14 protein-coding genes and 2 pseudogenes are annotated in these 22,157 nt (G+C 39.4%); 7 read left to right on the forward strand and 9 right to left on the reverse strand.

Going from position 1 to position 22,157, the window contains the following annotated elements; translation table 11 throughout:
- Positions 1–111 (reverse strand): annotated as a pseudogene (locus ATS71_RS18940) (ABC transporter ATP-binding protein); the annotation flags it as partial.
- 37 nt (positions 112–148) lie between these two features.
- Positions 149–1,402, reverse strand: coding sequence for an efflux RND transporter periplasmic adaptor subunit (locus ATS71_RS07830; RefSeq protein ID WP_058404315.1), 1,254 nt, complete (start codon positions 1,400–1,402; stop codon positions 149–151).
- A gap of 878 nt (positions 1,403–2,280) precedes the next feature.
- Here ATS71_RS07830 and gltB point away from each other — a divergent pair.
- The 3 genes from gltB (at position 2,281) to ATS71_RS07845 (ending at position 9,722) form a co-directional block, all read left to right on the forward strand.
- Positions 2,281–6,738: a glutamate synthase large subunit gene (gltB, locus tag ATS71_RS07835; RefSeq protein ID WP_058404316.1), complete on the forward strand. Its 4,458-nt coding sequence runs from the start codon at positions 2,281–2,283 to the stop codon at positions 6,736–6,738.
- 9 nt (positions 6,739–6,747) lie between these two features.
- On the forward strand, positions 6,748–8,163 hold the full coding sequence (locus ATS71_RS07840) for an FAD-dependent oxidoreductase (protein WP_058404317.1): 1,416 nt from the start codon (positions 6,748–6,750) through the stop codon (positions 8,161–8,163).
- Positions 8,164–8,699: 536 nt separating this feature from the next.
- Positions 8,700–9,722, forward strand: a complete 1,023-nt coding sequence (locus ATS71_RS07845) for a GGDEF domain-containing protein (protein WP_235591442.1) — start codon at positions 8,700–8,702, stop codon at positions 9,720–9,722.
- Positions 9,723–10,106: 384 nt separating this feature from the next.
- Here the strand turns inward: ATS71_RS07845 and recN are convergent, their stop codons facing one another.
- The 3 genes from recN to nadK all read right to left on the reverse strand — a co-directional run bounded on the left by recN (position 10,107) and on the right by nadK (position 13,376).
- Complete coding sequence (recN, locus tag ATS71_RS07855) at positions 10,107–11,780, reverse strand: DNA repair protein RecN (RefSeq protein ID WP_058404319.1); 1,674 nt, start codon at positions 11,778–11,780, stop codon at positions 10,107–10,109.
- 75 nt (positions 11,781–11,855) lie between these two features.
- Complete coding sequence (locus tag ATS71_RS07860; RefSeq protein ID WP_058404320.1) at positions 11,856–12,413, reverse strand: hypothetical protein; 558 nt, start codon at positions 12,411–12,413, stop codon at positions 11,856–11,858.
- Between the two features lie 78 nt (positions 12,414–12,491).
- Entirely contained in the window at positions 12,492–13,376 is an 885-nt protein-coding gene (gene nadK / locus ATS71_RS07865) for an NAD(+) kinase (protein WP_058404321.1), read from the reverse strand.
- 175 nt (positions 13,377–13,551) lie between these two features.
- Here nadK and ATS71_RS07870 point away from each other — a divergent pair, with 175 nt between their 5' ends.
- Both ATS71_RS07870 and grpE read left to right on the forward strand, forming a co-directional pair.
- Positions 13,552–14,517 carry an HrcA family transcriptional regulator gene (locus ATS71_RS07870; protein ID WP_058404322.1) on the forward strand — a complete coding sequence of 322 codons (966 nt, stop codon included), beginning with the start codon at positions 13,552–13,554 and terminating at the stop codon, positions 14,515–14,517.
- Between the two features lie 58 nt (positions 14,518–14,575).
- Complete coding sequence (grpE, locus tag ATS71_RS07875; RefSeq protein WP_058404323.1) at positions 14,576–15,190, forward strand: nucleotide exchange factor GrpE; 615 nt, start codon at positions 14,576–14,578, stop codon at positions 15,188–15,190.
- Positions 15,191–15,220: 30 nt separating this feature from the next.
- Here the strand turns inward: grpE and ATS71_RS07880 are convergent, their stop codons facing one another.
- Entirely contained in the window at positions 15,221–16,423 is a 1,203-nt protein-coding gene (locus tag ATS71_RS07880; RefSeq protein WP_058404324.1) for a multidrug effflux MFS transporter, read from the reverse strand.
- A 180-nt stretch (positions 16,424–16,603) separates the two neighbouring features.
- On the opposite strand from ATS71_RS07880, the gene ATS71_RS07885 reads away from it, so the two are divergent.
- A complete protein-coding gene (locus ATS71_RS07885) occupies positions 16,604–17,401 on the forward strand; it encodes a M48 family metallopeptidase (RefSeq protein WP_058404325.1) in 798 nt (265 codons plus the stop codon).
- 110 nt (positions 17,402–17,511) lie between these two features.
- Here ATS71_RS07885 and ATS71_RS07890 read toward each other — a convergent pair.
- The 3 genes and pseudogenes from ATS71_RS07890 to ATS71_RS07900 form a co-directional block, all read right to left on the reverse strand.
- A pseudogene (locus ATS71_RS07890) lies at positions 17,512–18,527 on the reverse strand (alpha/beta fold hydrolase).
- 152 nt (positions 18,528–18,679) lie between these two features.
- Positions 18,680–19,468, reverse strand: coding sequence for a hypothetical protein (locus tag ATS71_RS07895; protein ID WP_058404326.1), 789 nt, complete (start codon positions 19,466–19,468; stop codon positions 18,680–18,682).
- A gap of 116 nt (positions 19,469–19,584) precedes the next feature.
- Positions 19,585–20,898, reverse strand: a complete 1,314-nt coding sequence (locus ATS71_RS07900; protein WP_058404327.1) for a Na+/H+ antiporter NhaC family protein — start codon at positions 20,896–20,898, stop codon at positions 19,585–19,587.
- 348 nt (positions 20,899–21,246) lie between these two features.
- On the opposite strand from ATS71_RS07900, the gene dapB reads away from it, so the two are divergent.
- Positions 21,247–22,044: a 4-hydroxy-tetrahydrodipicolinate reductase gene (gene dapB / locus ATS71_RS07905; protein WP_058404328.1), complete on the forward strand. Its 798-nt coding sequence runs from the start codon at positions 21,247–21,249 to the stop codon at positions 22,042–22,044.
- The last annotated feature ends 113 nt before the right edge of the window (positions 22,045–22,157 follow it).

Below are 22,157 nucleotides of genomic sequence, written 5' to 3' on the forward strand. Positions count from 1 at the left end.
TGTGACAGCTATAAATTCACCTTCATTTACATTTAAGTTAAAGTCCCTCAATGCGTGAGTTTGAACCATTTCAGTTTGGTATACTTTACTTATATTTTTCATTTGTAACATGATTTTTTCCTTAACTTGGCGCTGGTTGGGAGCGTTTTTAATTTAGTAAAAGCGTATCTGCTTGATTAAATTGGTTGTAGCTAGAAATTATTATTTCGTCATTTTCATTTAAGCCGGTTAAAACCTCTACAGCATTAATGCTGGTGGCACCTACGGTTATAGGTACACGCCTTGCAACGTTGTCGTCTATTTTATAAGCAACAATGCCACCTTGTTGCATAAAGGCTCCTCGCTGCACTTGCAGCACATTTTGGCGATTGTCGAGCAAAATGCGAGCAGTCAAACGTTGATTTTGACGAATATTATTGCTGTTGCCTGCAAAACGAACCCGTGTGGTTACTTCACGATTATTAACTTCAGGCGATATAGCTGATAGCACGCCCATTATTGTTTCGTTTCCTAATTTAAGCTCTACGTCCATCCCTAACCCTAGTTCGTTTGCATAACTTTCTGGCACCTGTAATTGCGCTTCAAAATGACTTAAATCAACCAGTGTCATTAAAGGCTGACTTTGTGTAACCGCTGCTTTTTGTTGCACAAGCAAATTACCAACAATACCTGTAACTGTTGCTCTAATTGACAGCTCACTTACTTTTCTATGTAAATCATCAACAATAAGCTGCTGGCGTTCTACATCACTTTTAGCGGCTTGCAATTCAAATGCGAGTGTATCTTTAGCAAGCGCTACTTCTTGTTGTGCGTGTTTATAAGTAAGTTGTGCTCGTGATAAGTCATCTATTGCTTTTTCAAGGTCTATTTGACTAATTAAATGCTTTTTAATTGATAGCTTTGCGCGGCGATTTTCTCTTTGTGCTGCGTTTAATTCTACACTGGCCATATCGAGTGTTTTTGTAAGAGTTAAAGTATCTCTTCTTGATTGTAAGTGTTGCCTCTTAAGTTCACCTTCTAATCGTTGCAGAACAGATTGTTGTTGTTTTAATTCATTAGTAAGTTCAGGGCTATGAAGTAAAGCGAGCTCGTCGCCTTTGGTAACGGTATCGCCGGCTTTAACGTGCAAGCTAACAAAGCCTCGCTCTGGGCTGTAAATACTTGGCGCGTTGGCGGCAACGATTTTTCCACTTGCGGCTACGTCACGGACAAGCGTTTTAATTTCTACTTTTGCTATTTGCACCCTTTCTCTACTAAATGAGCTGGTTGCATCAGAGCCTGACATAACGCCATAAACAGCAGAAATAATAAGTAATAACGCAGCGATAATTAAAAGAAGACGTTTTTTATAGTTTGCAGGTTTATTAACTTGTATGTCTTGAGCACTGGTGTCTTTAATCATTATTGAACCTTAGCTAAATGAATTTATATTTTTTTCAAACATGACATAAAGTGATGCTGCAAAAATAGCGGCCATAGGCGAGAGTAAAAACAAGCTTAAAGTGAACATAATTCTTCCAAATAATAATGACTAAATTACACTATACGATTAGCATGCCAAAAGTTAAGTTATTGATATTAAATAGCTTGATAATTTATTTTTTAAAATGATACGTCCGCGGACACTTTATGTGTCCGCTGCGGACACCTTAAAAGCAATATATAAAGAGTAAGTAATTTGTTACGGGTACTTGGTAACCAATAACGTAGGCGCTTCAGTGAAATCAAAAATGTAAGCGTGTTTAAAGGTAAGCTTCTCAGGCGATTAAATAGAAGGATGAGATTCAAGTCTTGCCTGATAAAGTTTTCTTCTGTTTGCGAATAATTAATCAAGGTATTTAGTCATTAAATGATAATTATTAAGCTGAATGAGTAATAAAGAACATAATTCTGCCTTTATTTACCCCTTTTATAATACGTTAATGAAAGGGGATAATATTATTTGCATAATCCGAGCACTTTATTAAAACCCTTTACTTGAATATTTATTCACTAATGCTGAGGTTTACGTTTACGTAAACTGTGTTTTTATTTATGGCTATTTTTACAAAATGTTAAACTTGACACCAGTGTCATGAAAAAATAACGGTGAAAACACCGCTAAATGTTAATAAAAATGATAAAAAAGAAATCTTGCTATGAAGTGAGAAATATTCAAGAATGTGAATATGTATTCAAATTACTGTTGACTCTATTTAATATAGAGGCTAGTTTTGACCGGCTGTTAGCAAATCGTCGAGCAGTTCATTAACGCTAACAGTGCAGCAAGGGGAGGGGTCTATGTTATACGACTCGAAATTAGAGAAAGAAAATTGTGGCTTTGGCTTAATTGCCCAAGTTAATGGTCAGGCTAGTCACCGGCTTATTCGTACTGCTATTACAGGGTTGGATCGTATGCAACACCGCGGCGGTATATCTGCTGATGGTAAAACAGGCGATGGCTGTGGTTTACTTTTGCAAAAGCCAGATAGTTTTTTCCGTGCTATTGCAAGTGAGCATAATTGGCACCTTGGTAAAAACTATGCAGTTGGCATGATCTTTTTAAATTCAGATCCTGTTTTAGCACAAACTGCAAAGCAAGTTCTTAGCGAAGAATTAGAAAAAGAAACGCTAAATATTCTAGGTTGGCGCGAAGTGCCTACCGATCCATCAATGCTAGGTCCAATTGCGGTGCAACAGCTACCTGGTTTTGAACAAATTTTTGTAAGCGCGCCCGAAGGTTGGCGTTCAAAAGACTTAGAGCGTCGCTTATACGTAGCGCGCCGTCGTGCTGAAAAACGTTTAGCAGACGATGAATCATTTTATATTGCAAGTTTATCCGGGTTAGTGACTATCTATAAAGGCCTTATGATGCCTGCTGATTTGCCTAATTTTTATTTAGACTTAGCTGACATCCGTATGACCAGCGCAATCTGTGTTTTTCATCAGCGCTTTTCAACAAACACACAGCCTCGTTGGCCACTAGCTCAACCTTTTCGCTATTTAGCGCATAATGGTGAAATTAACACCATCGAAGGTAATCGTCAGTGGGCTCGTGCTCGTTCGTACAAATTTTCGTCGCCACTTATTCCAGATTTACAAAGCGCGGCGCCATTTGTTAATGAAACTGGCTCAGATTCGTCAAGCCTCGATAACATGTTAGAGCTATTTTTAGCGGGTGGCATGGATTTATTCCGTGCAATGCGCATGCTTGTGCCACCGGCATGGCAAAAAAACCGTGCCATGGACGACGATTTACGTGCTTTTTATGATTTTAACTCCATGCATATGGAACCCTGGGATGGCCCAGCGGGTATTGTTATGTCAGATGGTCGTTTTGCAGCCTGTAACTTAGACCGAAATGGTCTGCGTCCTGCGCGTTATGTAATCACACAAGATGGTTTTATTACCCTGGCTTCTGAAGTAGGTATTTGGGATTACACAGCCGATGAAGTGGTTGAAAAAGGCCGGGTTGGTCCAGGTGAATTACTCGTCATAGATACCAAGTTGGGTAAAATTTGGCATTCAGATGAAATAGATCAAGATTTAAAGTCTCGCCATCCTTATAAGTCGTGGCTTGAAGAAAATGTTAAGCGTTTAACCCCTTTTGAAGAGTTAAAAGAGCAAGATGCAGGCAACCGTTCATTTGACGACGAAACGTTAGCTAAATATCAAAAAATGTTTGGTTACACCAACGAAGAGTTGGATAGCGTTATTCGTGTAATGGGTGAAAACGGGCAAGAAGCAACCGGTTCTATGGGTGATGACACGCCTTTTGCAGTATTGAGCGAAGGGCATCGTTCACTTTATGATTATTTTCGTCAAAAATTTGCACAAGTCACTAATCCGCCAATTGATCCCCTGCGCGAAAATCATGTGATGTCTTTGGCTACGTGTATTGGTAGCGAGCAAAATGTGTTTAACGAAACAACAGGCCACGCTAAGCGCTTACAGTTTGATACTCCAATTTTGATGTATGCAGACATGCAGCAGCTACTTAACGCAGATGAAGCGCACTACAGCTATTGTAAAATTGATATTACTTACACTGTTGAGGAAGGCTTAGAAAACGCAGTTAAACGCATTTGCGATAAAGCAAAAGAAAAAGCAGCTGCCGGCTCAATCATGCTTATTTTAACTGACCGTAATTTTGATGATGTAAACCTACCTATCCCTGCTGCTATGGCCGTAGGTGCTGTACAAAAGTGTTTAGTTGATAACAACTTACGTTGTGAATCAAACATCATAATTGAAACAGGAAGTGTAAGAGACCCGCATCAGTTCGCTGTGCTGCTTGGTTTTGGGGCAACCGCTATTTACCCATACCTAGCGTATGAGTCGTTAGTTGCGATGAGCGACAGCAAAGTCATTGATAAATCTTATTGCGAGGTAACCCTTGCTTATCGTAAAGCGGTAAACAAAGGTTTATACAAAATAATGTCTAAAATGGGTATTAGTACAGTCGCTTCTTACCGTTGCTCAATGTTATTTGAGGCAGTGGGTTTATCTGATGCGGTTGTTGATATGTGTTTTAAAGGTGTGGCTAGCCGCATCAAAGGTGCATGTTTTACAGACTTTGATGACGACCAACAAAGCCTACATAAGCTAGCACTAAGCAAGCGTAAGTTACTTAGTCACGGCGGTTTATTTAAATATGTACATGGTGGTGAATACCATGCCTATAACCCAGATGTAATTCAAACGCTGCAAGTAGCAGTTCGCTCTGGTGAATATAAAGATTACAACGAGTATGCAAAGCTTGTTAACAATCGCCCGATTTCAACTTTGCGCGACATGCTGGCACTTAAATTACCAGAAAATGGGATTAGCATTGATGATGTAGAGCCTGCAGAAGCACTTTACAAACGCTTTGATTCAGCTGCAATGAGTATTGGTGCGTTATCGCCTGAGGCTCATGAAGCGCTAGCAATTGCAATGAATCGCTTAGGTGGCTGTTCAAATTCAGGTGAAGGTGGTGAAGATAAACTTCGTTACGGAACAGAGAAAAATTCACGTATTAAGCAAGTGGCTTCAGGTCGATTTGGTGTTACACCGCATTATTTACGTAGCGCAGATGTAATACAAATAAAAGTCGCGCAAGGTGCAAAACCTGGTGAAGGTGGACAACTTCCAGGTGAAAAAGTAACACCTTACATTGCTAAACTTCGCTATTCGGTACCTGGCGTGACGTTAATATCACCGCCACCACATCACGATATTTACTCAATTGAAGATTTAGCTCAGCTAATTTTTGATTTAAAACAAGTTAATCCAAAAGCACTTGTATCAGTAAAACTCGTTTCGGAACCTGGTGTTGGCACTATCGCAACGGGTGTAGCTAAAGCGTATGCCGATTTAATTACTATATCGGGCTATGACGGTGGCACAGGCGCAAGCCCGCTTACATCTGTAAAATATGCAGGCAGCCCATGGGAATTAGGCCTAGCTGAAACCCAGCAAGCTCTTGTTGAAAATGGTCTTCGCCATCGCATTCGTTTACAAACTGATGGTGGTTTAAAAACAGGTTTAGATATTATTAAAGCCGCTATTTTGGGTGCTGAAAGCTTTGGTTTTGGTACAGGGCCAATGGTGGCGTTAGGGTGTAAATACTTACGTATTTGTCATTTAAATAACTGCGCGACCGGTGTTGCAACGCAAGACGAAACACTTCGTCAAAAGCATTACCACGGCTTACCTGAAATGGCGATGAACTACTTTAAGTTTATTGCACAAGAAGCGCGTGAAATCATGGCAAGCTTAGGGGTTGCAAACTTAACTGATTTAATTGGTCGTCTTGACTTACTTGAAGCAATTGAAGGCAAAACAGCTAAACAGAAAAAGATAGATTTATCTGCTGTTATTGCACAGCCAAATAATCCAACAGGCGAAACACTGTTTTGTAGCGCACCCAATAGTTCACACTATCTAGGTGAGCTGAACGAGAGCCTATTAGGAAAGGCGCAAGAAGCGATAGATGCTTCAAGTGGGATTTCATTAGTAAGCCGAATTTGTAATACAGACAGATCAGTTGGCGCAATGTTATCAGGCTATATTGCTGATAAACACGGTAACCAAGGTATGGCCGCCGATCCTGTTGCCATTGAGCTACATGGAACGGCGGGTCAATCGTTTGGTGTTTGGAATGCAGGTGGCCTTGAAATAACCCTCGTTGGTGACGCTAATGACTACGTTGGTAAAGGCATGGCTGGTGGTAAGCTGATAGTACGTCCACCTGTGGGCTCATCATTTGAAAGTCATAAAGCAACGATCATTGGTAACACGTGTCTATACGGTGCAACGGGTGGTAAATTGTTTGCTGCAGGGTGCGCAGGCGAGCGCTTCGCGGTACGCAACTCAGGCGTTCAAGCCGTTGTTGAAGGCGTTGGAGATAACGGCTGTGAATACATGACCGGTGGTGTAGTGTGTGTGCTTGGTAATGTTGGCGTTAACTTTGGGGCAGGGATGACGGGTGGTTTTGCATATGTGTTAGATGAGCGTAACGACTTTGAAAAACGCATAAACCCAGAGCTTGTCGAAGTTGTGACATTAGAAGCATTAACGTCACATCAAGAGCATTTACGTGGCTTAATCGCTGAGCATTTAGAGCTAACTGGCTCATGCCGAGCGGAAAGTATCTTAGCTAATTTTGAGCTCTACTTACCTATGTTTAAATTAGTAAAACCTAAATCAAGTGACGTAAAAAGTTTACTCGGGCACCGCGCTCGCAGTAGTGCCGAACTACGTGTTCAGGCGCAATAAGGGGGCAGTATGAGCGAAAATGTATATCAATTTATAGACGTGCAGCGTGTAGACCCACGCAAAAAACCAATTTCGTCACGCAAAAAATCATTTGTAGAAATTTACGAACCCTTTTCAGAAAATCAGGTTAACTCTCAAGCGGATCGTTGCTTGGATTGTGGTAACCCATACTGTGAATGGAAGTGTCCGGTACATAACTACATCCCACAGTGGCTAAAATTAATACGCACAGGGCGTATATTAGAAGCCGCAGAGCTTTCTCATCGAACAAATAGCTTACCTGAAGTGTGTGGGCGAGTTTGTCCGCAAGACCGTTTGTGTGAAGGCTCATGTACGCTTGATGAAGAGTTTGGTGCCGTAACGATAGGTAATATTGAAAAATATATTACCGATACGGCGTTTAAAATGGGTTGGAAGCCAGACATGTCTTACGTGACATGGACGGATAAAAAAGTGGCTATTATTGGTGCAGGCCCAGCGGGTTTAGGTTGTGCAGATATTTTAGTTCGAAATGGTGTTAAACCTGTCGTGTTCGATCGTCACCCAGAAATTGGTGGGCTACTCACATTTGGTATTCCATCTTTCAAACTTGAAAAAGAAGTAATGCAAAAACGCCGTGAGATTTTCACTGAAATGGGCGTAGAGTTTAAGCTGAATGTTGAAGTAGGTGTTGATATCACTATGGATGATATTTTAGCTGACTATGATGCAGTATTTTTGGGCGTGGGTACATATCAAAGCATGCGCGCAGGGCTTGAAAATGAAGATGCGCCGGGTGTTCACGATGCGTTGCCGTTTTTAATCGGTAATACTAATCGTGTTATGGGCTACGATGAAACGAATCAAGCCTATATTGATATGGCAAACCAGAAGGTAGTTGTATTAGGTGGTGGCGATACTGCCATGGACTGTGTGAGAACCTCTATACGACAGGGTGCCGCAAAGGTAACGTGTGCGTACCGCCGTGATGAAGAAAATATGCCGGGCTCTAAGCGTGAAGTTAAAAATGCCAAAGAGGAAGGGGTTATATTTACATATAATGTCCAACCGAAAGGTATTGTTCTAGACGATAATGGCCATGTTGCAGGCGTAAAAATGGTTAAAACTAAACTGGGTGAGCCTGATGGGAATGGTCGTAGCCGCGCAGAAGAGGTAGCCGGTTCAGAGCATATAATTGACGCAACGCAAGTGATCATGGCGTTTGGTTTTAAGCCACACAAAATGGACTGGTTAGAAAAGTATGATGTAGAAATAAATCACTGGGGCGGTATTAATGCACCAGAGCAAGGCGAATTCACACATCAAACAACTAACCCTAAAATATTTGCCGGAGGCGATATAGTGCGTGGTACGGATTTAGTAGTAACTGCTATTTTTGAAGGCCGCAATGCAGCTGAAGGCATTATGGATTATTTAAAAGTTTAACTTAATTAGCCCAGTAATCCATCATCCAAAAGCAAGCCATGTGGCTTGCTTTTTTGTGCCTTTAACTAATTAATATCAATCCGCAATAATACTTAATCATTTTGCGGGGCTAAAGGTGTTGCTAATTGCGTTAAAAAATCTTATTTACGACTGCATGGATGCAGAAGGTAGAGCTATGCAGGAACAAGCGCTGAGAACAGATAAATAGCGAATTTATTGCCAAGTATCAACACTTTTCCCTAGCCTCTAAATAGATCACTTAATTAAGCAAATTGGTATAAGTATCACTTATTTTTAACTTTAACTATTTTAGTTATCGATAATAATTTGGTCGTGTGAACAAAATATACTAATGCGTAGTTTTAAAATTCATAAAGTTATAATTCGCTTAAAAGGTACCAGTATTAATTTTTCATGAGTAATACTTTAATCTTGATTTAACTGCTGAAAAAGGAGAGTATTGAATGTTACTAAGAAAAATTAGTAGCAGCCTTGCTGAAAATTAATTCAATAATAAAAGAAAAATCGCGCTTGCTATGCATGAATATTCAAACAACCCAGAAAGAAAACTGATAGTTAGGTTTTTTTCATCAATAGGCTTTATTGCTACTTTAGTGATGGCTTGCATAGCCTATACCAACAGCGATTATTTCTTATTTTTTACCTTACTGTGTTCCTCATTTATTTATGCGTGGGCATTGAGTATTTATAAATCGGTAGAAAAATCAGCCAGTGCAATACTTTATAACTTATATGCATTGATGATTTACCTGGTTTTAACTGGAGGCGCGCAGGGAACTGGCCCTATTTGGATTTTTATCGTTTCGCCAGTTACGTTTTCAATTAGAGGTTTAAGACGCGGTATTTTTGATATTTTATTATTTTTACTCGCTGTAGTTTTGGCCTTTTATTGCGCTCATACTTTCAGCTTTTATGACTACCAACCGAGTCAGTTCCCTTATCGAATTTTGTTCTCATTTATTATTGTTGCAATGTTGAGTGGTTTTTATGAAAACTCAAGGGAAAAATATAATCAAAAAATATTAGCACTAAGTAAAAAAAATGAATTGTTAGCGACGATTGATCCTCTAACGGGTTTACCTAACCGGCGCTACACCATGAATAAGTTAAAAGAATTTAAATTAGCTCTCACCAAAGAGCAAACACCGTTTGTACTTATTTTGTGCGATGTAGACAACTTTAAAAAAGTTAACGATGAATACGGGCATAGCTTTGGTGATGAAGCCCTTATTCACCTAGCAAATATTTTAAACCAACATATTCCAAATAATGCCGTAGCATCTCGCTGGGGCGGGGAAGAATTTTTGATTGCCATTCCGCATGTATTTAATGCAAAGGGTGAAGAAATCGCAAATAAAATTCATGCTGCGTTAAAACAATTTCCGGTTGATACATCTTCTCAGAGCTTGAGCTTGACGATAAGTATGGGGGTTGTTCAATCCCGTGAAAGTGATTCTATAGATATCGATATCAAGCGCGCAGATGAATTGCTTTATAAAGCAAAAGAGCAAGGTAAAAACAGAACTTGCTCCGAGTAGCTTTATTGCTATTCCATTGAGAATGAATCAAGCGTTGGCTTTACCTTAGCAATTCGCCTTTTTAAACTCATATAACAAAATACATTACACAGTATTTGAGCCAGCAAAACACATGTACAACTAACAATGAAATTATTTAAGTTATCATTTTGGTTACTAGTTAAATTGTAAATGCTTAAAGTTATTTGAGTAAGCAAGGTAATATTTAAAAAAACCATCAAGTGTTGTTTAAATTGTGTGTGTTTATAGCGGCTAAATAGGGTTAGCACTATACTAATTAAAACTAGCAGCCAGCTTATAATCATAAAAGTTAAAGCAGAATCACTTAACATAAAACGCCTTATTTAAAATTGAAATCATGTTATGCAGTTAATTAGCTTTAATTTAAACATGCGCTTTTATTAACTCTTTTGCGTTCGCTTTTGCTGTTTTACTTATATTGTCACCGCCAAGTAATCTTGCTATTTCGTCGACCCTACCGTCTTTTGTTAGTGCCAACATGTTGGTAAATGTTTCACCTTTAGCAATTTCTTTTGCTACAAAAAATTGCTGATGTGCACTACTTGCAACCTGCGGTAAATGGGTTACACAAATCACCTGAGTCGACTTACCAAGTTGCCTTAATAGTTTGCCAACTGCAGAGGCAGTAGGCCCAGAAATGCCTACGTCTACCTCATCAAATATTAATGTTGGTGTTGTTACTTTTTGGGCAATAATCACCTGAATAGCTAGGCTAATACGTGAAAGCTCACCACCAGATGCTACCTTAGCTAGAGGTTGAAGGGGCTGTCCAGGGTTGGTCGACACTAAAAACGAAACACTATCATGGCCCAAAATGTTGGGTGCTCGTTCTGGCTCTTCAATAAGTGAAATCTCAAATACACCATTTTCCATGGATAGATTTGCCATGCTTTCACTTATTAAGGTGTTTAAGGTGTTAGCATACCCTCTGCGACTAATACTTAGCGCTTCACTTGCTTGCTTGTAGTTAAGTAATGCATCGTTTATTTCAGAGTCAAGTTGCTCCAACCGCGAACTATTATTACTAATAGACTCTAGCTCTTGTGAAATTGACTGATGAAATTCAACTAATACCTGCGGTTTTATATGGTGCTTGCGGGCTAAATCCATTGCGCCACTTAACCTGTTTTCTATTTCAGTTAAACGCGCAGGGTCTAAATCAACCTGTTCTGTATAGTTACGGATTTCTCTGCTAGCTTCTTCAACCTGAACAGCCGCTTCTTCTAACATTGTAGCGACACTGGCTAAGCTTTCATCATATTGCGCTAAATCTGCAAATTGCTGTGCACTGTGCTGTAATACAGAACACGCACTTTGCTCTTCGCCTTCATACAGGTATTGGAGCTCTTTTTGACATGACTCTAAAATTGTTTGGCTGTTACTTAACTTGTAATGCTCAGCCTCAACTTGTTCAAACTCACCTGCTTGTAAGTTAAAGTCGTCAAGCTCTGCCACTTGGTATTCTAGCAGTTGCTTTTGTGCTGCTTGTTGCTGTTGTTGCTGTTCTAAATGTTTAAATTCTTTTTGAAGGCTAGCAAATTGTTTATAACTTTCACTAACTTTGGTAACCAGCGCTTGGTGGCCAGCATATGCATCAAGAAGATGTAATTGATGTTCTGCTTTTAAAAGGTGTTGATGGGCGTGTTGTCCATGTATAGAGATTAAGTACTGACCAAGTTCTTTAAGCTGAGATGCAGTCACTGAGCTTCCGTTAATATAACTTTTGCTCCTGCCGTTCTTGCATACCACACGTCTGAGTAAGCAATCGTTATCAGTACTAGTTAGAAAGTGTTGTTCCAAAAATGCTTGAGCTAGCGGGAGTGCGCTTATATCAAATTGAGCGCATACCTCGGCTTTGTCTGCAGAAGGTCTTACCGCAGAGGCTTCAGCGCGCTCTCCAAGACATAATGAAAGTGCATCAATAGCAATAGATTTACCAGCGCCTGTTTCACCGGTAATGGCAGTCATGCCATTTTGCCACTCAGTGCTTAAGTTACTAACTATCGCAAAATTTTTAATTTCTAAACCAACTAACATACTGTTTATCCATCCAGTTAATTAACTGGTAATTTATACAGTGTTTAGCTTTTTTGCAAATTAATTTTTGATTATTTAGGCCATATTAGCAAGTTGATTGAGCTGGTTGTTCGAGTCTTGACTTTCTGGGGTGTATTCATTTTCTGTATTATCAAGGGGTTGTGGTGTGTCATTCGTTTTTATTAATTCGATAAGGTTTGGTAATGCCTCTGAGTAAAACGTTTTGTTATACGAAATACCTTGCTGCGGAAGTTCAGACACAAAGTACTGGATGTTTTCCTCCAAACTTTGGCCATTGCCAATTTGGTTAGCTTTGGTTAATTCGTTAGATAGTGTATTGATTAATAGGTCAGATACATCTTCAAGGGTTTGTAAATTCTCGTCCGTGTGTTTTTGAACGACAAAAAAGTTAGACACTATTGCTTGAATTCGCGGTGCGTATTTAGGACGAAGAATTTTCACCTCTACTAATTCATTTAATTTTGACTTTAGGCGTCCGCCAACTTGCGACACTCGTTCATTAAATTGTTTTTTTTGAGCTTCGATTGCTTTGCGTCGATTGCTTTCTATTTTTAAGTAGGTTGCTAAAAGGGTAATTAACAGTAGCAAAGCAAAAAATACGACATATGTCATTGCTATTTGTTCCTAAAAATTGGTGTATTGTTGTTATAAGCTGCATTTTGCGCTAAAGATAAACCTTTAGCAATAAAATTAGTATAAACGGCTGCCCCAATTTAATTTTGTACGTAAAACGTTGTAGTAAGAGTAGTTTTTTGGATGAATTAACCGCAATTTTTTATCCGCTTTTTTTATTACCACTTCGTCACCGGGTAAAACGGCGAGCACAACGTGGCTGTCGCAACTGACTTGCAAACTGTCTGTATTGTCTAAGCTAAGTTTTAGCCTTACTTCGTTATCGGCGTCGACAACTAAAGGTCGACTTGATAGCGTGTGTGGAAACATAGGCACTAAAGATATTGCATTTAATTCAGGCGTTAATATTGGACCGCCACCAGAAAGCGAGTAAGCAGTTGAGCCCGTTGGTGTAGATACAATTAATCCATCAGAGCGCTGAGAGAATACAAAGTCGCTATTAATAAATGCCTCAAACTCAATCATGTGGGCCACTTTATCGGCATGCAATACAGCTTCGTTTACCGCTAAATTTGCACTTTTCAATTCATTGTGGCGATAGACTTCTACTTCCAATAAAAAGCGGTTTTCTTCTATAAACTGGCCACTCAGAACATGTTCGAGGCTAGCTTCAAAGCCTTCAGGATCTAAGTCGGTTAAAAAGCCGAGGTTTCCTCGGTTAACGCCAATTACAGCAATGTTGAAACGAGCAAGTACACGCGCTGCTCCCAACATATTACCATCACCACCCACAACGATTGCAAGGTCAGCGTGTTCGCCCAAATCGACTAGTTTAACAAGGTTTTCTTTGGGCACATCGACTAATTGCCCACCAGTTCGCTTTTCAACAATAACTTCAAAACCAAGTGCCAGTAAAAATGTATGCAAGCGCTGCAGCGTTGCAGCAGCTTTCGGATGATTTGGTTTGCCAATAAGGCCAATAGTTTTGAAAGGAGAATCCATAGTCTGCACACAATAAGTTTTAATAATTGTAGAGTAACTCAAAAGCAAAGTGTTTGAAAATACAGATTTTAACTAAATGAGTTTGATTCAATTTAGTTTAATTTTTTTTGTTTTATATTGCTTAACAAAAGCACGTATGACTTGAAATAACATTAAATGCCCCGATATTAGTTTCATGCAACAAGATGTAGATAACATGAAACTAAACCCGCGCGATCAGCAAATATTCTCAGCTGTAATGAACATGTACTGTAATGGTGAGGGGTTGCCCGTTCCATCAACAAAAATTGCTAAGCTAAAAAGCATGGCTGTGTGTTCAGCAACCGTTCGTAATGCAATGGCCCGTCTTGAAAAAGTGGGTTTATTGTATTCACCTCATACTTCTGCAGGACGTGTCCCTACAGATGAAGGGTTTAATTATTGGTTTGATGAGTTTTTTCCGTTATCAGATATTGCTAACTACTGGCAGCCAGAACAAGCCCAGCTAGTTGAATTAGCACATGGCTTGAGTCAAAAATACCAAGTGTGTTGTTGTGTTGGTTTACCGCAAGTGAGCTCACAGCATGTATTTAGAGTCGAGGTACTTGATTTTGATTCTACTGATTGGCTTATTTTACTGATCGATCGAGCAGGGCAAAGTCATAATATTTGTATTGATAAGCCACATGATGCCTCAGATACGGTTCGGTACCAATTTGCAACATGGTTAAATACAGTGTTTAGCCAACAAACATTGATGGAAGGCTTGTACAGAATGCAAGCAATGGCAAACACCGCGCCTAAAAACTGTCACGACTCGCTCACTCAGTGGACACGACAGCTAAGTCAAAAATTAGGCTCAGACAACAGTATCGTTGTAGGTGAAAACTACCTCTATAAAAAAATAAATTGTGAAAAGAGTTTAAATATTGGGGTGTCGTTTTTGAACTTTGTTGAAGACGCGCTGGCATTTAAAAATGGTGTATCGGTGATCAGCGGTAAGAAGCTTCCGTTTAGTGAGTGTAATGATTTAATAACCATCAGCGTCCCGTACTTTCAAAATCAAGAATACCAAAGCCGCTTTTGTATCATTTGCCCAAAATCAGCGCAAATAGAACAAATAATCCAAGAATTTAAATTAATTGAGACATCAAACTCTTGAATCTTTTTATTCAATCCCCATAATTACCGCAGTTGAAAAGAATTGGAGCACGTATTTTATGTCTGAGCAGACACAAAACCCTGAGCAAGAAGTAGAACTAAACGAAGAAGTAGCTCAAATGGAAGCTGACGTTGAAGCAGCGGTAGAAGCTGCAGAGCAACACGAAGCAGATCAAGAGCAAAGCCCTGAAGCTGAAATTGCGATGCTTTACGCAGAGCTAGAAGCTGCTAAGCAAACTATTGCAGATCAAAAAGACGGTGTTATACGTGCCGCTGCCGACGTTGATAACATTCGACGTCGTGCTGCACAAGATGTAGAAAAAGCACACAAATTTGCATTAGAAAAGTTTGCAAACGAATTACTACCTGTAATTGATAACCTTGAGCGCGCTATTGAGTTTTCTGATAAAGAAAACGAAACGTTAAAGCCGCTGCTTGAAGGTATTGATATGACGGTTAAAAGCTTTAACGATGCTGTTGCTAAATTTGGCGTTGAAATTGTTAACCCACAAGGCGAGCAATTTAACCCAGAGTTCCATCAAGCAATGTCAATTCAGCCAAGCAACGATGTAACACCTAATACTGTATTGGCAGTAATGCAAAAAGGCTACACATTAAATGGACGTTTATTACGCCCAGCTATGGTAATGGTTTCAAAAGCAGCTGATGCTTAATTTAGCTCTTTATAAAATTTAAAAAATGCCTCAAATAGAGGCATTTTTTTTGTCTTTTTTATAATGAATTATCTGCACTAATATAGTCAGTAGCACTGCGCTAAACATGAGGCTCGAAAATGGCACCGAGCTTTGAGCATGCATAACAGCAAGAATAGGACCCACCAAGGCACCGCTGCCAAACCTAAGCGTACCAATCACGGCAGTCGCTGTGCCGGTGTTTTTTTCAAATTTCATGAGTATTAACGAATCGGCATTACTGGCAGTTACGCCTAAACTCATCATTAATGGTGCGATTGCAGCGACTATATAATAAAGCGATAAATGCAAAATACTAAAAGTTAAAAGGCATAGCCCTGATATAAAACCGCACACCAAGCCAATATATAACATTTTGCGTGAACCGATACGGGGCACAATGCGTGTATTTAAAAAGTTACCAAACATCAATGCCATTACGTTAAAGGCAAATAGTACCCCAAACACTTGCTCCGACACTTTGTATAAGTCTAAATAAATAAAAGGCACTGAGGTTAAAAAGCAAAAAAAGCCAAACGAGACAAACATTGAGCTTAAAATATCTGCGCGTGCATCGGTATTACTCAAAACAGTTTTATAACTGTCAAAAAACAGTGCTAAGCCTTTCTTTTCGCTGGTATGAATAGGTATATCAATTAAATATATTTGCACAGACACAAGGATTATAAAGCTATAAGCCGCTAATACTAAAAATATGGTAGACCAAACCGAAAATCCTAAAATAAATGAGCCCACAGATGGTGCTATTAATGGTGCAACCATCATGATCATCGATACATACGACATGCCTTTTGCCGTGTTTTGCTGATAAATATGCCTTATTATCCCTGGCACAACCACCGTAGCTGCAGCGCCAGTAAAGGCTTGTACTGCTCTTAGTGCCCAAAAAGTATGGATCTCTGTTGTAAATGCTAACGCGGTAGAGGTTAACCCAAATAACGTTAAACCAATTTTAGCCAGTTTTCGACGGCCAATTTGATCCGCTATTGGGCCAAAAAACAACATGCCTAACGAGTAACCCGCTAAATAAATGCTGAGCGATATTTGTACGTTTGGCATACTTGTTTGTAAATTATTCGCAATGACTAACATTGCGGGTAAGTACATATCAATTGCAAGGGGGGTAATAGCAACAATACTGGCTAATAAAGGCAATAAAATACGGGTATTAAAAGACGTAGACGAGGCGCCCATACATAAACTCAAGGTAACTAAAACAAGGGCTATAGTTTAGCAGGGCATTGTATATGTATAAACTTAGTTTAGCTGGTAGGTTACTTACTTCATCGCAAAGCACTTCACTTAAACCAATGATTTTAAACTGGCACTGTGTTTGCTATCCTAATTGCAGTATAAATGACTTAAGGTAATACAATGAAAAAATTGGTATTGGCACTAATAGCAACGGCTGTTTTAGCTGGGTGTAAAACATCGCCAACAGGGCGTACTCAAATAGCGCTTTATTCAGATCAGCAAATGAGTGAAATGGGTACGGCGAGTTTTGCTGACATGAAAAAAAATCAGCCAATTAATAAAGATCCAAAAACCAATACATATGTAAATTGTATTGCTAATAAAGTAATTGCCGTTCTACCTAATGAGTATGCGTCTCAAAACTGGGAAGTGGTCGTGTTTGAAGATGACTCAGCAAATGCCTTTGCTTTGCCTGGCGGTTATATTGGTGTCCACACTGGGTTGCTTAAAATAGCGACTAATCAAGATCAAGTAGCTACCGTTTTAGGGCATGAAGTAGGGCACGTAATTGCAGAACACTCTAATGAACGTGTGTCACAAAGTTCATTGTTAAGCACGGGAATGCAATTGGGGAGTGTTGCGCTAGAAATGGGTAACGTGCAATACCGCAATGAAATTATGCAAGGGCTGGGCTTGGGCGCTCAATATGGTGTGGTTTTACCGTTTAGCCGCTCACATGAATCAGAGGCCGACACCATAGGTTTAGAACTTATGGCGCAAGCAGGGTTTAATCCTAAAGAGTCTGTAACGCTTTGGCAAAATATGAGCCAAGCGGGAAGTGGTGCAACGCCGGAATTTTTGTCTACTCACCCAGCACCAACGAGCCGTATTGCAAATTTGCAGTCGCAAATGACAAAAGCATTAAGTAAGCAAAATAGTGCAAACTCTCAAGGGAAAAGGCCACAGTGTACACTTTAGTTAAGTTAATAACTGTATGAAGTAGTGGATTATAGTGTTGATGCGCTAATAAAATAAAACCCCTGAAAGTATGTTACTTTCAGGGGTTTTATTTTATCGGTTATATGCAGTTATTCAGCGGCGAGTGCTTCTTTAAATACAGTTTTAAAGCGCTCAAAATCTTCTATCTGCGGCAAGTGCCCTAAATTATCAAGCTCATATAATTTAGCATTAGGAATAAGCGATGCGGCGTTCTTGCCTAACTCATCGTAACGGCCAAGCTCATAGGTCACACCGTCTTTCTTCCAATTACGGCCAGGTCCTGTTCTATCGCGGGTGCCAATAATCAACTTAACTGGCATAGTAAGGTCTTTAAATTCTGTAATTACCGGTTGGGTGAAAATCATATCGTACGTTTTAGCGTTAACCCACGCTATTTGCTCTTTATCGGGTCCTTGTATTTGCCCTGTAATAAAGTGTGTTAATGCTGAATATGTGGCGTTCCACTTACCATTATAATAATTTTTTGCTGATATTTTTTTACACCTTCGGGTGTTTTGTTAAGCTCATTTTTATAGAAAAAGTTGGTATCTTTATATTCAACATAGTGCAAGTAGTTTTCAAGCCCTATTGGATTAAGCAAAATCAGCTTGGTTGTTGTGTTGGGATACATTAATGCAAAGCGACTTGCCAACATACCGCCCATAGAGTGCCCAAGAACTATCGAACTTTGTATGTTTAGTGAGCTCATTAATGCTTGCGTATGGTGTGCAAGTGCTGCAAAAGAGTACTGATAATCAGTGGGTTTAGATGATTTACCAAAGCCAATTTGATCAGGGATTAACACGCCAAAGCCTAGTGATTGTAAGTACTGCGCTGTAGTCGTCCAATAATCGGCATTAAAGTTTTTACCGTGCATAAGCGTTACTATAGGCATATTTTCTTTGGCAGGCTTTAGGTAAATATACGCCATTTTAAGAGACTGCTTTTGTGATTCAATATTAAAGTAATTAACCTCAAAGTCATACTGATAACTGCTTAAAAGTGCATCGTAAGAAAGAGACTCTGTATTTACTTCATTACTTGCAAACGTATTATTCGTTAATGCTAATAAGGCTGCAAAACCCATAACTTTAATTGGCGACATTTTGTTACTCCGTTAAAGGACAAGCGCTAGGTTTAAAAGAAGTACGACATTAGCTAAGTATTGAAAGGAGTACAATTAAATAGTTTTATAGTATAGAAAAAGGAGCGCTTAATAGAGCTCCTTTTTATGCAATTTTAACGCAGTGTGATTGCTTAAAATGTCCACTCTACATGAATTTGCGGAACGGTTTCTGTCACTTCAGTACCTAGCTTGTTGTGCCAGTATTGAAGCTCCATGCCTAGTAATAGTGTGTTTTCTTGCATTTTAAGGGCATGACCCATGTCCCACACTAAAATAGGTTGCGCGAGTATCCATGCTTCTACATCGTTACCAAATTCATCTTCTCGTTCAGCAATATACTCGGCGTGGCCTTTAAAGCTAAATTTTTGTGAGCCAACGGTAAAAGGGTACTCAAAAGCTACATCAAACATCCAGCTATTTGTTTCTATGGGGGCACCGCCTTTAGCGACACCTTCACTGTCGTCAATGTAAGCTGTTACAATTGTTTGAAAAAAGTTAAACCCAGGTACATCCCAGCTTAACTTAACGCCCGGTAAATATTTCATTACTTTAGCATCGCCAGCTACGTTAATTCCGCCGGTAAGGCCAACATCTAATAACGCACCAGTGTCAATTTTTTTACCGCTGATCGCCGATAAGCTGACGGTTGAATACCACTCGCCGTAAAAATCACTGTCTTGATAGCCGTCAGTTGTATTGTCTTTACTGTAATCGATAAAAAAGAAGTTATCGCCGTAATCGTAACCTGATGCATGCTGAACAGAGTAAACAGTCGTATCAGACTTTTGCTCAGTAAAAGGGTTTTTTTGCTCACCATTGTTAATGTGTAATGCTGTGCTGCTCCAATTAGCGGCAAAAGCAGAAGACGATAACGCAATAGATGTAAGGGAAACAAAGGGAAGTAATTTATTTAATTTCATAATCTGTATTTAACTATAATTTTAGTGACACGCGAAGGCGCGCATTATAGCAAACGTGATTAATATGTAGAGTAATATGTTGCAGCTTGTTTTTAAGCTGCAACAGGGGGAGACTTTTAAGCTTTATTACGACGTAAACAAATTATTGCAATAGCGGTAAATGCTAAAATGAAACAGTAATAAGACGATGTAGAGACTTCCCATGGGCTAATTTTAAACGTAGCGCCAAGTAATAGTGCTTGTGCTCCGTAAGGTAATGACCCTTGAGTTACACAGGCAAAAATATCAAGTAGGCTTGCAGAGCGTTTGCCACTAATTTGGCCATCGTCAGCTAACTTTTTAGCAATAGGTCCCGCCACAATAATTGAAACGGTATTATTGGCAATACAAACGTTACTTGTCATCACAAGGGCTGCAATACCAAGCTGGTCAGCTACTTTGCGGTGCCATTTTGCAATAACTTTGGTAATGGCTTGAATTTTTTGAGCAATAAAATCAAGTCCACCATTGATGCGAATAAACTCAGAAAGACCACCAATAAACATAGAGAGTAAAAATATCTCCTGCATGTCGGTAAAGCCTTGATAAATGTCTTTTACAAAGCTTGAACCTTCGTAGCTACCGGTAAAGCCCATTAATGCAGCAAATATAATGCCGCTAAATAACACAACAAATACATTTAACCCTGCCACAGCTAAAACCAAAATAAAGGCATAAGGGAGTACTAACCAAATGTCGTAATCTTGTGTCTCAACCACTTGTGCTGCTGGAGTAAGGTAAAATAATAAACCTATAGTAAGAACCGCAGCGGGTACCGCTATTTTGAGGTTTTCTTTAAATTTATCTTTCATTTCACAGCCTTGAGTACGCGTAGCTGCAATTGTGGTATCTGAAATAATTGACAAGTTATCGCCAAACATAGCACCAGATACAATAGTACCGGCCATAAGCGCAGGGTCTATACCTGTTTTAATCGATACCGCATAAGCAATTGGGCCAATAGCACCAATAGTACCCATTGATGTGCCCATGGCAGTCGATACAACTGCGGCTATTAAAAATAAGCCAGGGAGTAGTAAAGCGGGCGGTATTAGTGATAAACCGGCATTAACAACTGCGTCAACACCACCTGTTGCACTTGCTACCGCAGAAAATGCACCAGCAAGCAGGTAAATTAAACACATAGTAATAATGTTGTTATGCCCAGCCCCTTTTATAAAGGTTTCGACACACTGATTGACAGAGCCTTTATTAAGTATAAAGGCAAGCATGATGGCGGGTAATATTGCCACCGGTGCTGGAAGTTGATAAAAAGCATAATCAACCCCTTGAGATTGCAGGTATAAACCTGAACCTAAAAATAGGGCTACAAACGTTAATAGGGGTAGTAAAGAAAGTATTGCTTTATTTTTATTAAATGATGGCTGCATCATAATCCTCGAAACCAATTAATTACCACAGCCAAAAATTCCTCTTTTAGCTGAATTTAGCAAGTCTAACTAGGTTGTTAAAAGCTAACAAATAGTAGAGCAATGCAGCGCCCGCAAGCCAAAGACCAAATCGACGCGAAAGAGAAGTTTAAATGTATAGATGGCTAAAGTAAACTGGTATTGTTATTATTATTTTATTAAAGGCTTGACTGACTATTACATGACTTTTAGATAAAATCTACTAAGTAAGTTACTTTCAGTGATTGATGTTAATTCAGCAATATATACACTCAACATACATAAAACGATCGGTTTACGGTTTAAACAAAAATAGATTAAGGCATAGTGATGATTCGAATAGGTGTTTTTGGTGCTAACGGCAGAATGGGTTTAGCTTTATTGGAAGCCGCAACTATAAAAGAGCAAACACAACTAACAGGTGCCTATGTTCGCAGTGGGTCATCGCTAATTGGAGTTAATGTAAACCAAGTAAATAGTGCTGCCGATAAAAACGTCTGTTTTAGCGACGAAAACACACTCGAAAGTGTTGATGTTTTAATTGATTTTACCCTGCCAGAGGGTATGCGTAACCACTTAAAGCATGCAGTTGAACAATCCCTTCCATTAGTTATTGGAACTACAGGCTTAACGACCGATGACATGGCATTATTAGAAAATGCTGCTAAACATATACCTATTGTGTTTGCTCGTAACTACAGTGTTGGCGTAAATGTGTTATTAAATTTAGTTAAAACGGCAGCCACAAAGTTTGGTGACGATTTAGATATTGAAATATTTGAAGCGCATCACCGTCATAAAATCGATGCGCCATCGGGCACCGCACTGGCAATTGGTGAGTCAATTGCAGATGCAAAAGGGTGGAACCACGAAGAGGTTGCTGTGTATGATCGAAGCCAAGTTGAAACTGAAAAATCTCAAAACGAAATTGGTTATTCAGTCCTAAGAGGAGGCGACATAGTAGGTGAACATACCGCATACTTTGCCACAATGGGGGAAAGGCTTGAATTAACGCACAAAGCAAGTTCAAGAATGACCTTTGCACTAGGTGCTGTAAGAGCTGCAGGCTGGTTGCAAAATAAACCACCAGGACTTTATGACATGCAAGATGTGCTCGATTTAAAGTAGTTTAGTATCTATTTTGGGTGTTTGGGTCTGATTTTAGCTAAAAGCACTTATTTATTATGATTTACCAAATAATGTTAGACCTAAAACACAACATCATGTAGTATACAGCCAAT

The sequence above is a fragment of the Pseudoalteromonas sp. H71 genome (assembly GCF_001468485.1).
GTDB lineage: Bacteria > Pseudomonadota > Gammaproteobacteria > Enterobacterales > Alteromonadaceae > Pseudoalteromonas.

What these genes read in the sequence shown, in the direction of transcription:
- ATS71_RS07830 (WP_058404315.1), bottom strand. Translation starts at nt 1,402, where the DNA reads ATGATTAAAGACACCAGTGCTCAAGACATACAAGTTAATAAACCTGCA.
- gltB (WP_058404316.1), top strand. Translation starts at nt 2,281, where the DNA reads ATGTTATACGACTCGAAATTAGAGAAAGAAAATTGTGGCTTTGGCTTA.
- ATS71_RS07845 (WP_235591442.1), top strand. Translation starts at nt 8,700, where the DNA reads ATGCATGAATATTCAAACAACCCAGAAAGAAAACTGATAGTTAGGTTT.
- ATS71_RS07840 (WP_058404317.1), top strand. Translation starts at nt 6,748, where the DNA reads ATGAGCGAAAATGTATATCAATTTATAGACGTGCAGCGTGTAGACCCA.
- ATS71_RS07860 (WP_058404320.1), bottom strand. Translation starts at nt 12,413, where the DNA reads ATGACATATGTCGTATTTTTTGCTTTGCTACTGTTAATTACCCTTTTA.
- nadK (WP_058404321.1), bottom strand. Translation starts at nt 13,376, where the DNA reads ATGGATTCTCCTTTCAAAACTATTGGCCTTATTGGCAAACCAAATCAT.
- ATS71_RS07895 (WP_058404326.1), bottom strand. Translation starts at nt 19,468, where the DNA reads ATGAAATTAAATAAATTACTTCCCTTTGTTTCCCTTACATCTATTGCG.
- ATS71_RS07885 (WP_058404325.1), top strand. Translation starts at nt 16,604, where the DNA reads ATGAAAAAATTGGTATTGGCACTAATAGCAACGGCTGTTTTAGCTGGG.
- ATS71_RS07870 (WP_058404322.1), top strand. Translation starts at nt 13,552, where the DNA reads ATGCAACAAGATGTAGATAACATGAAACTAAACCCGCGCGATCAGCAA.
- dapB (WP_058404328.1), top strand. Translation starts at nt 21,247, where the DNA reads ATGATTCGAATAGGTGTTTTTGGTGCTAACGGCAGAATGGGTTTAGCT.
- recN (WP_058404319.1), bottom strand. Translation starts at nt 11,780, where the DNA reads ATGTTAGTTGGTTTAGAAATTAAAAATTTTGCGATAGTTAGTAACTTA.
- ATS71_RS07900 (WP_058404327.1), bottom strand. Translation starts at nt 20,898, where the DNA reads ATGCAGCCATCATTTAATAAAAATAAAGCAATACTTTCTTTACTACCC.
- ATS71_RS07880 (WP_058404324.1), bottom strand. Translation starts at nt 16,423, where the DNA reads ATGGGCGCCTCGTCTACGTCTTTTAATACCCGTATTTTATTGCCTTTA.
- grpE (WP_058404323.1), top strand. Translation starts at nt 14,576, where the DNA reads ATGTCTGAGCAGACACAAAACCCTGAGCAAGAAGTAGAACTAAACGAA.